This window comes from Pantoea sp. MBD-2R (assembly GCF_039134845.1).
In the GTDB taxonomy this organism is placed as follows: Bacteria; Pseudomonadota; Gammaproteobacteria; order Enterobacterales; family Enterobacteriaceae; genus Erwinia.
Genome location: NZ_CP152417.1, coordinates 1,008,835 through 1,022,495 on the forward strand (window position 1 = coordinate 1,008,835; position 13,661 = coordinate 1,022,495).

The 13,661-nt window shown below is 55.3% G+C and carries 11 protein-coding genes; 7 read left to right on the forward strand and 4 right to left on the reverse strand.

Translation table 11 applies throughout. The annotated features are described in order from the left end of the window. Positions 1–110 precede the first annotated feature (110 nt). Positions 111–1,439, forward strand: coding sequence for a nucleobase:cation symporter-2 family protein (locus tag AAGQ96_RS04585; RefSeq protein ID WP_342754959.1), 1,329 nt, complete (start codon positions 111–113; stop codon positions 1,437–1,439). Between the two features lie 37 nt (positions 1,440–1,476). On the opposite strand, the gene AAGQ96_RS04590 is transcribed toward AAGQ96_RS04585, so the two are convergent. Further along, positions 1,477–2,244, reverse strand: coding sequence for an amidohydrolase (locus tag AAGQ96_RS04590; protein ID WP_342754960.1), 768 nt, complete (start codon positions 2,242–2,244; stop codon positions 1,477–1,479). Beyond that, the gene (locus AAGQ96_RS04595; protein ID WP_342754961.1) at positions 2,232–3,392 is read right to left on the reverse strand and encodes a pyridoxal phosphate-dependent aminotransferase; all 1,161 of its coding nucleotides are present in this window, start codon (positions 3,390–3,392) and stop codon (positions 2,232–2,234) included. The genes AAGQ96_RS04590 and AAGQ96_RS04595 overlap by 13 nt, the downstream gene beginning before the upstream one ends. Positions 3,393–3,541: 149 nt before the next feature. Between AAGQ96_RS04595 and AAGQ96_RS04600 the strand changes: the two genes are divergently transcribed. The 3 genes from AAGQ96_RS04600 to AAGQ96_RS04610 are packed head-to-tail and all read left to right on the forward strand — an operon-like array spanning position 3,542 to position 5,381. Then, positions 3,542–4,156, forward strand: a complete 615-nt coding sequence (locus AAGQ96_RS04600) for a methylthioribulose 1-phosphate dehydratase (RefSeq protein WP_147195555.1) — start codon at positions 3,542–3,544, stop codon at positions 4,154–4,156. Next, a complete protein-coding gene (gene mtnC / locus AAGQ96_RS04605; RefSeq protein WP_342754962.1) occupies positions 4,153–4,842 on the forward strand; it encodes an acireductone synthase in 690 nt (229 codons plus the stop codon). Before AAGQ96_RS04600 ends, mtnC begins: the two co-directional genes overlap by 4 nt. Next, positions 4,839–5,381 (forward strand): acireductone dioxygenase, encoded by a 543-nt coding sequence (locus tag AAGQ96_RS04610; protein WP_147195559.1) that lies wholly within the window; start codon positions 4,839–4,841, stop codon positions 5,379–5,381. The genes mtnC and AAGQ96_RS04610 overlap by 4 nt, the downstream gene beginning before the upstream one ends. A gap of 242 nt (positions 5,382–5,623) precedes the next feature. Here AAGQ96_RS04610 and mtnA read toward each other — a convergent pair whose 3' ends face one another. Continuing rightward, entirely contained in the window at positions 5,624–6,655 is a 1,032-nt protein-coding gene (gene mtnA / locus AAGQ96_RS04615; RefSeq protein WP_342754963.1) for an S-methyl-5-thioribose-1-phosphate isomerase, read from the reverse strand. A gap of 156 nt (positions 6,656–6,811) precedes the next feature. Here mtnA and mtnK point away from each other — a divergent pair, with 156 nt between their 5' ends. The 3 genes from mtnK (at position 6,812) to AAGQ96_RS04630 (ending at position 10,898) form a co-directional block, all read left to right on the forward strand. Next, positions 6,812–8,011: an S-methyl-5-thioribose kinase gene (gene mtnK, locus AAGQ96_RS04620; protein WP_147195563.1), complete on the forward strand. Its 1,200-nt coding sequence runs from the start codon at positions 6,812–6,814 to the stop codon at positions 8,009–8,011. 631 nt (positions 8,012–8,642) lie between these two features. Next, on the forward strand, positions 8,643–10,664 hold the full coding sequence (locus tag AAGQ96_RS04625; RefSeq protein ID WP_342754964.1) for a hypothetical protein: 2,022 nt from the start codon (positions 8,643–8,645) through the stop codon (positions 10,662–10,664). A gap of 33 nt (positions 10,665–10,697) precedes the next feature. Continuing rightward, positions 10,698–10,898 (forward strand): hypothetical protein, encoded by a 201-nt coding sequence (locus AAGQ96_RS04630; RefSeq protein WP_342754965.1) that lies wholly within the window; start codon positions 10,698–10,700, stop codon positions 10,896–10,898. Positions 10,899–11,004: 106 nt separating this feature from the next. Here the strand turns inward: AAGQ96_RS04630 and fadE are convergent, their stop codons facing one another. Continuing rightward, on the reverse strand, positions 11,005–13,485 hold the full coding sequence (gene fadE, locus AAGQ96_RS04635; RefSeq protein ID WP_342754966.1) for an acyl-CoA dehydrogenase FadE: 2,481 nt from the start codon (positions 13,483–13,485) through the stop codon (positions 11,005–11,007). Positions 13,486–13,661 lie beyond the last annotated feature (176 nt).

Consider the following 13,661-nt stretch of genomic DNA (forward strand, 5'->3'; position numbering starts at 1 on the left):
AACGCATCACGTACTTAGAGTCTGCTGCGGGTTTTGCGCGCTGGCCGCACCCAAACTGACTGCGCCAATAACGCCCACTTTGTCGTGGGGTAATCATTGAAGGGTAAAATATGGTCAGGCCTGAAGATACGCGTTATCCGGCAGGAAAATCCTTTGCCTGGGGACTCCAGCACGTATTCACCATGTACGGTGGCATCATTGCGCCACCGCTGATTATCGGGGCGGCGGCCGGGCTTTCAGCGGCAGCGTTGGGCATGCTGGTGACTGCGGCGCTGTTCGTCAGCGGCTGTGCGACGCTGCTTCAGTCGCTTGGTGTACCGGGCTTTGGCTCGCGTCTGCCGCTGGTGCAGGGCGTCTCTTTTGCGGGCGTGGCGACGATGGTCACGCTGGTAACGGGGGGCGGAGGATTGCCGGTGGTGTTTGGCGCAGTGATCGTCTCTTCACTGATTGGCCTGCTGATTGCGCCGCTGTTTGCCCATATCATCCGCTTTTTCCCGCCGGTGGTAACGGGAACCGTGATTACCGTCATTGGTCTTTCACTGATCCCGGTCGCCGCGCGTTGGGCGATGGGCGGCAATCCGGCTGCACCCGGCTGGGGCTCGCCGGGCAATATCGGGCTGGCCGCGCTGACGCTGGCCGTCGTGCTGCTACTGAATCGGTTTGGTAATGGCGCGATAAAAAGGGTGGCAGTGCTGGCGGCAATGGTGCTCGGCACGCTGTTTGCTGCGCTCAGCGGAAAAGCCCATTTTTCAACGGTGCTGAACGGCGATTGGGTGGCTTTACCGGGCGTACTAAGCTTTGGTATGCCGGTTTTTGATGTAGCGGCGATCCTGTCGATGACGCTGATTGTACTGGTGCTGCTCACTGAAACCACTGCCGGACTGATCGCCATTGGTGAAATAGTGGGTACGCCGGTTGACGGCAAGCGTATCGCCAGCGGTCTGCGGGCCGATATGCTAACCAGCGCGCTGTCACCGCTGTTTAACTCCTTCCCACAAAGCGCTTTCGCCCAGAATATTGGCCTGGTCGCCATCACCGGGATTAAAAGCCGTTATGTGGTAGCAGCCGGCGGCGTGATCCTGGTTTTGCTGGGCTGCCTGCCGGTGCTGGGCAGAATTGTGGCAGCCGTTCCGGCCCCGGTATTGGGCGGAGCAGGCGTGGTGCTGTTTGGTACGGTCGCGGCCAGCGGGATCCGCACGTTAGCCAAAGTTGAATACCGTGAAAACATGAATCTGGTCGTGGTCGCAACATCCATTGCCTTTGGCATGATCCCGGTCGTGGTGCCGTCGTTCTACGATCAGTTTCCCGGTTGGGTACGGACTATTTTCCACTCCGGGATTAGCGCTGCCTGTCTGGTTTCGGTGGTGTTGAATATCGTCTTCAACAGCGTCAGCCGCAGACCGGTCAGGCTGGCAGAACAGCCTGGGCGGGAGAATTAAGCGGCTCGCCGAAGAACAGGTAATATCCTTCAGTCGCTTAAAAACTAAATGCATCCGCATCACGCCACGCCGGGAATTTTTCGCGGTACTCCTGTAACTTCTCCAGCGAAAGTTCGGCATGGAGAATCACGGGCTGATGGGATTCGCCCTCAGCCAGAATGTCACCCTGCGGGCCGATCACTCTGCTGTCGCCGCTGTAGTGATGCTGGTTACCATCACTGCCTACGCGATTACATCCCGCGATATAGGCCTGATTCTCAATGGCACGCGCCAGCAGTAATGCCTGCCAGTGTGACGCCCGGGCGGCTGGCCAGTTAGCCACGTACAGAGCAAGATCGTAATCGTTCTGATTGCGCGAAAACACCGGGAAACGCAGGTCGTAACACACCTGCGGCAGGATGCGCCAGCCGCGCCACTCAACGACTTCACGCCGTTCGCCTGCAAGATAGTGATGGTGCTCATCCGCCATGCGGAAAAGATGCCGCTTGTCGTAGCGATGGACTTTGCCGTCCGGGTCCACCAGCAGAAAACGGTTAACCGCCCCCTGTTCAGTCTGAATCGCCGCGCTGCCGCCGACCATCGCATCGGTTTCGCGGGCTTTTTCCCGCAGCCATTGAATAACGCGCGTCTCTGGCAGCGAGTTTTTTGCGGCCTCCATCGCAAAACCGGTAGTAAACATTTCCGGCAGTACGATCAGATCCCGATCGTGCAGATCTGCCAGCAGCGCATCAAAAAAACGCAGGTTAGCTTCGCCATCCATCCAGACCAGAGGCTGCTGTAAAACGCTAAGGTTTAAAGTCGACACAGGCGCTCCGCCGCTGCATCCAACGTCGCTTCCTGTTTTGCGAAGCACAGACGGATCAGCTTATGAGGGAAAGGGCCGGCGCAAAATACCGACAGCGGAATCGCCGCCACGCCGACTTCTTTGGTCAGCCACTGACAGAACGCCACGTCATCCAGATCGGAGATGGCGCTGTAGTCCGCCAGCAGGAAATAGGTGCCTTCACAGGGCAGGACGTTAAGACGGCTTTTCGCCAGAGCCTGCACAAAGCGATCGCGCCGGGCACGATAAAAATCGGGAAGCTCGCGGTAGTGTTCCGGTTCGGCGTTGAGCATATCGGCCAGCGCCAGCTGTGCCGGCGTATTGACCGCAAAAGTCAGATACTGGTGTACCTTGCGCACTTCAGCCGTCAATGCCGCAGGCGCCACGCAGTAACCCACTTTCCAGCCGGTCATATGAAACGTTTTGCCAAAAGAGGAAACGGCGATGGAGCGCTCGCGCAGCTGAGGATGCGCCAGCACGCTGGCATGGCCTTCCTGAGCAAAACAGATGTGCTCATACACTTCATCACTCAGCACATAGATTTCCTGTTCTTTAACAGCCTGCCACAGGGATTCAAAATCGCTTTTCTGCCAGACGGTCGCCGAAGGATTGTGCGGCGTGTTGAGGATAACCAGGCGAGTGTGGGGAGAAAGCAGCGCGGCAAATTCCTGCCAGTCCACGCGAAAGGTCGGCGGCTGCAAGGCGATACGTTTCATCACGCCGCCCGCCAGCGTTACCGCTGGTGCATAGCTGTCGTAGCTGGGATCGAAGCAAATGACTTCATCACCAGGCCGGACCAGCGCGGTAATCGCGGCATACAGCGCCTCGGTCGCGCCTGCGGTGACGGTTATATCCGTGTTGCTGTCCGGCTGATGACCGTAAAGTTCTGCGGTTTTCGCGGCAATAGCTTCGCGCAGCGGCTGCACGCCTGTCATTGGCGCATACTGATTGGCGCCCGCGCTGACGTGATGCGCCAGGCGTGCCTTCAGGTAATCCGGCCCGTCAAAATCGGGAAAGCCCTGGGAGAGATTAATGGCGTTATGCTGCTGCGCGAGCGCGCTCATTTGCGTAAAAATGGTGGTGCCCAGAGCAGGAAGTTTGCTCTCAGGCGTCATCGACGTTTGGCTCATTATTATTAATCCTTGCGTAACGTTCTTCCAGGATGTGTTAACCCTGTGTTGCCGCCACTATAGCCCCGATGCTACTATTTGGCAATCGAGACGCTTAGACGTCTAAACGCTAACGTTATGCCGTTACACCGGCACCAGAAAGGAAGAGTATGAGCACTATTCCACAGTTGGATCAGCTGGTGGCGGCCTGCCACTGGATCGGCGCTCGCGGCTGGGCACCGGCGACCGGCGGCAATATGTCAGTGCGCCAGGACGGGGAGTTTTGCCTGCTGAGCGAATCCGGCAAAGATAAAGGCGCACTGACCCGCGACGACTTTATTCAGGTCGCCATCGCAAACAATCACGTGCCTTCGGGCCGTAAGCCTTCTGCCGAAACCGGCCTGCATACGTTGATCTACCGCCTGTTCCCGGAAGCGGGGGCTGTGCTGCATACGCATACGGTGAACTCGACCGTGCTCTCCCGCATTGAGAAGGGCGCTGTATTAGAGCTGCAAGGCTATGAAATGCAGAAAACCTTGTCCGGGCAGAGCTCGCATCTCGATACCGTATCGATTGCGCTTTTCGATAACGATCAGGATATTGACGCTCTGGCGGAGCGTATTGAGCATTTCGCTGCTGAAACCCCGCTGCGCTATGCCTTCCTGCTGCGAGGGCACGGGCTGACGTGCTGGGGAAGGGATGTCAACGAGGCGAAGCGCCATCTTGAAGGACTGGAATTTCTGTTCCAGTGTGAATTACAACGTCGGCTGTTGGAGGCCAAATGATCCGCGCGATAGTGACCGATATTGAAGGAACCACCAGCGATATTCGCTTTGTGCACGATGTGCTTTTTCCTTATGCGCGAGAAAATCTGGCGGCCTTTATTGCGGCTTTCCAGCATCGTGAAGATGTTGCGCTGGCGCTGAGCGATCTGCGGGATGAAATTGCCCAGCCGCAGGCGACGGTTGAAGATTTGATTACCGTGCTGTTTGGATTTATGGATGAGGATCGCAAATCTACCTCACTGAAAGCGCTTCAGGGCATGATTTGGCGAGATGGCTATGTGAACGGCAGCTTTACCGGCCATTTGTATTCCGACGTGCTGCCTGCTTTCCAGGCATGGCAGGCGCAGGGCATTAAGCTTTACGTTTATTCGTCTGGCTCAGTAGCAGCGCAGAAATTGTTATTTGGCTACAGTGACGCGGGTGATATCACCGATCTCTTCAGCGGCTATTTTGACACCCATGTCGGTGCCAAGCGTGAAAACGCGTCTTATCGCAACATTGCCGCTGAGATTGACCTGCCGTCCGATGCACTGCTGTTTTTATCCGATATTCATCAGGAGCTGGATGCGGCACAGGATGCAGGCTGGAACACCGTGCAATTAATTCGTGGCGAAGCGGACACGGCAAGCCGTCATCGCCAGGTTAACCGTTTTGATCAGATCAATCTGGAGACGTTTGCCTTATGAGCGCACTGACTATTTTTACCGAGAGCGAAGCCACTACGCCGGTCTGGCACAGCACCGAGGCTGAAGAGATTCGCCAGAAGCTGAGCAGCAAAGAGGTACGCTTTGAGCGTTGGGAAGCAGACCGTGATTTAGGCGTTGATCCCACACCGGAAACGGTGATCAACGCTTATCAGCACGCCATCGACAGGCTGGTGGCGGAAAAAGGCTACCAGAGCTGGGATGTGATCAGCATGCGTGCGGATAACCCGCAGAAAGAGGTGCTGCGCGAGAAGTTTCTTTCCGAGCATACGCATGGTGAAGATGAAGTACGTTTCTTTGTCGAAGGCGCGGGGCTGTTTTGCCTGCATCTGGACGGCCATATTTATCAGATCCTTTGTGAAAAAAACGATCTGATTTCCGTCCCTGCGGGCACGCCGCACTGGTTTGATATGGGATCGTCACCGAATTTTACCGCTATTCGTATTTTTGATAATCAGGAAGGTTGGATCGCGAAATTTACCGGCGATCGCATTGCGGATGCGTATCCGCGACTGCCTTAAGAGCGATATCTTCCTGCTTCTATACAATGGCGTAGCTGTTTAAACGCGTTGGGATGAGCGTAGAGAATCATCTGTTTTTCTTACCAACAGCGCTGATGTTTGCAAGGGGCAGATAAGCCGGGTGTCTGGCGCAGGGACGCGCCAGTCAAGCCTTAAGGGAAGGATTCACGGCGTCCCGCTGTTCTGTTCCTGACTGCCGCCAGACACTGAGGCCGGTTTTGACTTTAGCTTACAGCCGCCCGTTACCGCGCCCGGCCCGGCTGGAAAATCCCGGCTTTCACCTGTGCGGGTGTGACCACGCCGGTATCCAGCACCCAGCCGCTGATCAGCTCCGCTGGCGTCACGTCAAAGGCTGGGTTACAGACCTGCGCATCTTCCGGTGCCCACTGTACTTCACCAAAGCTGCCCGCCACCCCGGTCACTTCACTCGCAGCGCGTTGCTCAATGGGAATTGCGCTGCCGTTTGGACAAGCCGGATCGAGCGTGGTATGTGGTGCTGCAACATAAAAAGGAATGCGGTGATAGTGCGCCAGTACCGCGAGGCTGTAGGTGCCAATCTTATTGGCGACGTCACCATTAGCCGCTATTCGGTCAGCACCAACCCAAATTGCATCAACCTGCTTCTGCGCCATCAGGCTCGCCGCCATACTGTCGCAGATTAAACGATAGGGCACGCCCAGTTCGCCCAGTTCCCACGCGGTCAGACGTCCGCCTTGCAGCAGCGGGCGCGTTTCATCGACCCAGACCTTTTCCACATGACCTTCCTGCCAGCCACGAGAAATCACCCCTAATGCGGTGCCTGTACCTGCGGTCGCCAGGCCTCCCGTATTACAGTGAGTCAGTAAACGGCTACCGGCTTTAATCAGCTTCGCGCCCGCCGTCGCGATGTTATCGCACAGCAATTTATCTTCTTCGACCAGACGCAGGGCTTCAAAAGTCATTGCGGTAATATACCGATCCTGGGCCAGGGCCAGCTTCATGCGGTCAAGATTGTTCATCAGATTGACGGCGGTAGGGCGGGCGGCCCGCAGCACGTCCAGCGCTTCGCTCAACGCGGGTTTGGCCATGCCGTTTTCAGCCAGCAGCGCCAGCAGTAAACTGGCAGAAAGGCCAATCAGCGGCGCACCGCGCACCCGCAGTGCTTTGATGTGGTCAACTAGCTCCGGCACGCCCGGCGTGGGACACCAGACTTTTCTCTGCGGCAGTGCCTGCTGGTCAAGGATCCACAGCTGGTTGTCACGAACTTGTAAGCTGGTTGTGCTCAGTGTCTGCATGGAAGTTAAATCCTGGTTGCGTTATCAGGCCATATTGTGCCAACATGCCATACGGATGTATAGACGTCTGAACGGCTTATTTTGATAAAAAGGTGTGAGCAACACTGTGAGGCCGGGACGAAAAGCTGATTAGCAAGTTTTGACGAGGGTGAGTTAATGACGCAATACCGTACGTTCACCGCAGCAGATGCCGTGGAATATGCGCGCCAGTTCGGCGGCATTGAACATCCCGACACCCTGGTGGATTCGCAGGAAGTGGGCGATGGCAATCTTAACCTGGTCTTCAAAATCTTTGACCGTGATGGCGCCAGCCGGGTTATCGTTAAGCAGGCACTCCCTTACGTACGCTGTGTGGGCGAATCCTGGCCATTAACGCTCGATCGTGCTCGTATCGAAGCGGAAGTGCTGCAAATTCACGGGGAATTTTGCCCGGAACATACGGTAAAAATTCTGCATTACGATCCGGCGCTGGCGGTGATGGTGATGGAAGACCTTTCCAGTCATGCTATCTGGCGCGGCGAACAGGTCAAAGGCGTCGATTATCCGCAGGCTGCTGCCCAGCTTGGGCACTATCTTGCACAGACGTTGTTTCACACGTCCGATTTTTATCAGCATCCTCATCAGAAAAAAGCGGACGTCATCCGCTTTACCAACCCAGAACTGTGCGACATTACGGAAGAGCTGTTTTTTAACGAGCCTTACGAAGTCCATGAACGTAACGGTTATCCCCGCGCGCTGGAGCCGCTGGTCGCCACGCTGCGTACCGATGACGAACTGCGCCATAAAGTAGCCGGCCTCAAGCATCGCTTTCTGTCAAACGCTGAAGCACTGCTGCACGGTGATGTCCACAGCGGCTCCATATTCGTGGCCGAAGGCAGCCTGAAAGTCATTGATGCTGAATTTGGCTATTATGGTCCGATTGGTTTCGATGTTGGCAGCGCGTTGGGCAATCTTCTGCTTAACTACTGCGCCCTGCCGGGCCTGCTCGCACCGCGTGAAGCGGCTGACGTGCGGGAAAAACGGCTGAACGATGTTCGTATAACATGGCAAAGTTTTGCAGAGGAGTTTTTGGCGCTGGCAGCTGAAAAATCACGCGATCGTGCGCTGGCGTATCCGGGTTATGCGGCTGAATTCCTGAAAAAAATCTGGCGTGACACGCTGGGCTACTGCGGTACAGAAGCGATCCGCCGTACCGTTGGCATGTCGCAGATTGCCGATTTTAAAAGCATTCAGGATGAAGCGATGAAGGTGGAGTGTTTCCGCCAGGCGATCGCCTTAGGAAGAATGCTGATCCTGGCGGCAGATCACATCGAAGATAGTGAAGCCCTGATTGCCCGCGTGCGGCAGAACGGCTAACGCTTTTACTCTGGCGGCTTACGAGAAATACAGACCGTAAGCCGCTTTGCATTTCTCCCTTCAGCAAAACTTCTTTCTTAAATCTATTTTTTAATTTCACTGGCGTAATTATTGCAATTGCCAGCTAATTTCTTCTGCTGAATAATGGCAGGGTGAGTCGGAGACTCATATTTTATTAGCGGTATTGATTGCTAATTAATGTCATTTTTAATGCCAGGTTATTATAAACAATCATTTCTTTTCCGTAACAATCCGCGACCAAAGTCGGGTTAGTGGAAAGGCTCTGTATTGCACGATGCAGGGGTGGGTTGGCCTCCTTTTGGGAGGCACCATCCGGGTTTTCTGCGTCTGGAAAATAATAACGTTTATTTTAATTATCCATCACGGTGCAATGAAATAAAATGCATTCAGTGATGCGTGATAGCCAGTTAACTGAGAGGGCATTATGCCTTGTAAATTCACTTTTCATGATCTTTTTTATAATAAAAAAATAAAAAACGTTCATTCTGTTAAAAATAATATATCAGCAGCAAATTATTCACTGCTGGTCACCCTACTTGCGCTGACGCCATTATTTAGCCATGCACAACCCGCAACATTAACGCCGTCCTCAGCGCTTCTGGTACCTGAAATGCTGTCGCAGCAGCGTGACACGCTGCCAGGGTTGTTTGCTGCTGATGGCGAAGAACAAGCAGGATACGGCACCATCAAGAATGTGGCTTTGGGGAGTGAGAGTTGCCTTACTTTACAGCCTGATAACAGCAGCGTGACTTTCCAACGCTGCCAGGATACGGCCCGCCAACGCTGGCAGCTGTCGCAGATCATGACCGGCTATCTTAAAATTACCAGCGAGGCGTTGGCCGAAGAAAATAAAGAATATTGCCTGGGAATGAATTCCAGTGCTGCTCAGACAGAGCCAACAATGATGGAATGCACCGGCAGCGGTTTTAATTCTCAGCGATCCTGGAAGGCCGCTATTAATCAGGCGTCTGCGGTGTCAGACATTGTCTATACCCTGGAAAATAAATATCGCAACGACCTGGGGAAAAAAGAGGTACTGGGCCATAGCAATAATCGCCTGCAAATGGTGGCTACCAGTACGACAAATGATGTTTCCTGGCAGCTTTCTGTTCCTGCTCAGGTAGCGACGCGTCCGGTTATTGGTAATAAAAAGGTCCTGCTATTGCATACCCACTATAGCGACAGGCCAGCTAACGATCTGGCCGCAATAAAGAGCGCGGTGTTTGGCTCAGGAACTGACTTTAGCTCGCTCGTGAGTGCCGTCAGGATTGCCTCTTACGGAAAGCTTTTACTGAGCGGGGATACGGTCAGCGATATTGATTTGGGGCCTCGTCCAGCTATTTGCTCCAGCAGCGTGGTAGCGCAGGCGCAAACGCTGGCCCGTGCAAAGGGCATTGAACCCAATAACTATGATTATGTTTTTGTCGAAATTCCCTCCACTTCCTGTAGCTGGACCGGGCTGGCTGCCACCCCTGGCAGCTGGATTATCGGCAACGCCTCGGGCCATAAGCCCTGGATGTGGCAGCACGAATTTGGCCATAACCTGGGCGCACCTCATGCGACCTCACTGGAAGGTTGTACCACTAACAGTCTGGGTATTGTTCAACTTGACCCGCAGTGTAGGAAAACCACTGCCGGCGATCCTTCCGATACGATGAACGGCGGGGGCAGCCGACTCTACCCTGCGCCTTATCTGCTCTATGCCGGATGGCTGTCCGATGCGCAGATGCCGCAGATTGATAAGCCAGAAAACTATACGCTTACGCCATTATTCAACACGCCAAACGAGGGTGAGCTGAAAGGCTTACGTATTCTGCGCCGGGATGGCACTTACCTGACGTTGGAATACCGTCAGCCGGGTACCGGTTTTGAAGGTTGGGCGAGCAGCGATCCTTTCGTTAACGGAGTGATTGTCCGTGTGGCTTCCTTTGGCAGCACGGTCAGCAACACGCTGGTGGATACTACGCCAGGCAGCGCGGATGGCATGAAAGATGCGCCGCTGATGCCGGGTAAATCTATTGATGATGTGCTGTCCGGTAAACGGATTACGCTGTTAAACATTGATGCCCGCGGGGCACATCTTCATATCGGGACTCTTTCTGATGCTAATGAAGAGGTCAAAGTGCCTGTCGCCGTGGTGCCGGAGGATTTCAGTGTTGTTGCCCGCAACAATGATGGCACCGTCCGAATATTGAACGGTAATGCCAGCACCGGTAATGAATTTGTCTGGACGACGCTGGCGGGTTCAGGCCGGTTTGGCTTGCAGGCAGAGCCTTCCGGCCCGATGGTATCCGAAGTTCGGCAGAGCAGTGCCCGCGCCGCTTTTCCTGGCGGGGCAACGGGGCAGGCAAGGTATCAGCTAACCGTAACCGGTTCCCACGGCATGACGGACAGTAAAATTGTGACCGTGACCGTGCTGCCACCGCAGGTCAATATCAACGGACAGGAGAGCCTGGCGCCGGGCGAGGTGGTAGTCTTTAACTCGCAGGATAACTTTGAGGCGGCGAAGTGGCACTGGAGCCTGGTTAACGGCAGTCAAACCGTGGCGGAAAGCGATCTGGCGGTGTTTGAGCTGGACGGTCAAAACTATGCCAGTGGAACTTATCAGCTGAAACTGGAAGCGTCCTCGTAAGATGGACGGCACTTCCCTTCAGCGACGAAAACGGTGACCATCGCCGCAACTGAAAAGGCCTACCCTGAGTATGTGGAAGGGACGGCTTATCAGGCAGGAGATAAGGTTCACAGCGCTGGCGGCAATTATTCCTGTAAACCTTTGCCGTTTACGCCATGGTGTGCGGGTGTGGCCAGCGCCTATGCGCCGGGCGTCGGCCAACACTGGCAGGACGCCTGGGATAAGATTGATTAAATCGCTAACAGGCAGGTGATAAAAACTCAGCCGGAACTCTCTTTCGGCTGAGTTTTATCTCGCCACGCCCCATCCCATGGCTAACGCTACGCTAGCGGCCTGCTGGTTAAGCCGCTTCCGTTTTCCGCCCCTGCTCCTTCAGATTATCCGCTGGCTCCCCGCGTTTTTCTGTCTCATTATTTACTGGCTGAGTCGCCAGGGCATCGGCTGCGAACTCATCAACATTGATTGAACGCAGGCGGCTGGCCTCGGCGCGTGTCAGCACGGCCGCTTCTTCCGGGGTAAGCCATTTTTCCTGTAACCCTTTCTGCGCCAGCTTATCCAGCCGGGTAAAAGAGAGATGTTTCCCCAGTTTTTTATTCAGGCGATCGTGAATGACTTCCGCCGCCATCACATCCTGCAATGCCTCTTCGAGCTGGCCTGCGGGATTGTGCTCGCCGGGCGTCAAATACTGACCGCGGCCCAGTCGGGTACGGGTAGCGGACGGGATCTGGAGAATTTTGGCCAGCTGGTGATCCAGACGGTCAGAAGGCGCGCGGCAGTGACGGCCCAGCGGAAAAATCACCACGCGCATCAGGCCAGCGACCAGGCGATTAGGGAAATTACGTAGCAGATCGTCAAGGGCGGTTTCGGCCTGATTCAGCGCATCCTGCACGCCCCAGTGCAGCAGCGGCAGATCGGCTTCATTGCGGCCCTCATCCTCATAGCGTTTGAGCGTTGCCGACGCCAGGTAAAGCTGGCTCAGCACATCGCCAAGGCGCGCGGAGATGCGCTCACGACGTTTCAGGCTACCGCCTAATACCGACATGGCGATATCGGAAAGCAGCGCCAGGTTAGCGCTCAGCCGGTTGAGATGCTGATAATAACGACGGGTGGCATCACGTGTTGGCGTCTGGCTGGTACGGCCCGCGGTCAGCCCAAGCCACAGGCTGCGTGCCTGATTACTGCCGATATGGCCGATATGGCTGAACAGCGCCCGGTCAAAGGCCACCACATCATGATTTGCCGCCGCAGCCATCTCGGCCAGCACATAAGGATGGCAGCGGATTGCGCCCTGACCAAAGATGATCATGCTGCGCGTAAGAATGTTTGCGCCCTCAACGGTAATCGCAATCGGCGCGCCCTGATAGGCGCGAGCCAGGAAATTGCTTTTCCCCAGCATGATGCCTTTGCCGCCAGCAATATCCATCGCATCAACGATGGCCCGCTGACCGCGATGGGTACAGTGGTATTTCACAATAGCCGACAGCACTGCCGGTTTTTCACCCAGCATAATGGCAGAGGTAATCAGCGAGGCGGCTGCATCCATCACATAAGCGTTACCGGCGATGCGCGCCAGCGGCTCTTCGACGCCTTCCATCTTGCCGATAGGCAGACGGAACTGGCGGCGAATGTGAGCATAGGCGCCGATGGCCAGCGCAATGGTTTTCAGGCTGCCGGTCGAGTTAGAAGGCAGCGTGATGCCGCGACCGACGGATAAACATTCCACCAGCATTCGCCAGCCCTGACCGGCCATCACCGGGCCGCCAATAATATAATCAATCGGCACGAAGATATTGCTACCGCGCGTTGGGCCATTCTGGAAAGGCACGTTAAGCGGAAAATGCCGGTTGCCGATTTCCACGCCCGGTGTTGTTGTCGGGATCAGCGCGCAGGTAATACCCAATTCTTCGGTTTCACCTAACAAATGTTCAGGATCGGACAGCTTAAAAGCCAGGCCCAGCACGGTAGCAACCGGTGCGAGCGTGATGTAGCGTTTGTTCCAGGTTAAGCGCATGCCCAGCACCTGTTGGCCATGCCACTCTCCCATACATACCACGCCGGTATCAGGAATGGCACCCGCGTCGGAACCCGCTTCCGGGCTGGTTAGCGCAAAGCAGGGGATCTCCTCGCCGCGCGCCAGGCGGGGAAGATAATGATCTTTCTGTTTGTCCGTGCCGTAGTGTTGTAGCAGCTCACCCGGCCCCAGTGAGTTAGGCACGCCAACGGTGATCGCCAGAATGCCGGAAACGCCAGCCAGCTTCTGCAACACGCGGGCCTGAGCATACGCCGAAAAGGCCAGCCCGCCATACTCTTTCTTAATGATCATGGCGAAGAAGCGGTGTTCTTTCAGGAAGGCCCACAGCTCGGGCGGCAGGTCGGCCATTTCATGGGTGATCTGAAAATCATTCGCCATGCGGCAAGCCTCTTCAACCGGCCCGTCGAGGAATGCCTGTTCTTCCGCAGTAAGGCGCGGTTGCGGGTAAGCATGCAGCTTCTGCCAGTCAGGCTTGCCGCGAAACAGATCGCCTTCCCACCAGGTGGTACCGGCCTCAATCGCTTCTTTTTCCGTTCGTGACATCGGCGGCATGACTTTCTGAAAAGTACGCAGCATGGGTTTTGAGAAGAGCGAGCGACGCAGCGGCAATAAGTTTAAAGGCAGTAAAATTATCGCCAGCGGCAGCAGCAACCATGCTGACCAGATCCCCGCGACGGCCCAGCCCAGCGTCCACAGCAGCATAACCGCACTGGCCAGAAGCAGGTTTATGCGGTGATAAAAAAGTGCGCCAATCAACACCACTGTTGCAATACAACTGATGACTATCATAAACATCGCTCCACGAGTAGTAAGAGGTCTGACCTGTTAGTTACAGGTGTAAATGAGATGGTTTTTCTTATCAATCTATTTACATGATAATTACAACCTGGCTCACAAACCGCGAGGACGGCTGCCTGAAGTGACGGCCAGGCAGGCAGGGCGCTTTTCGCCTGAGCGGCAACTTG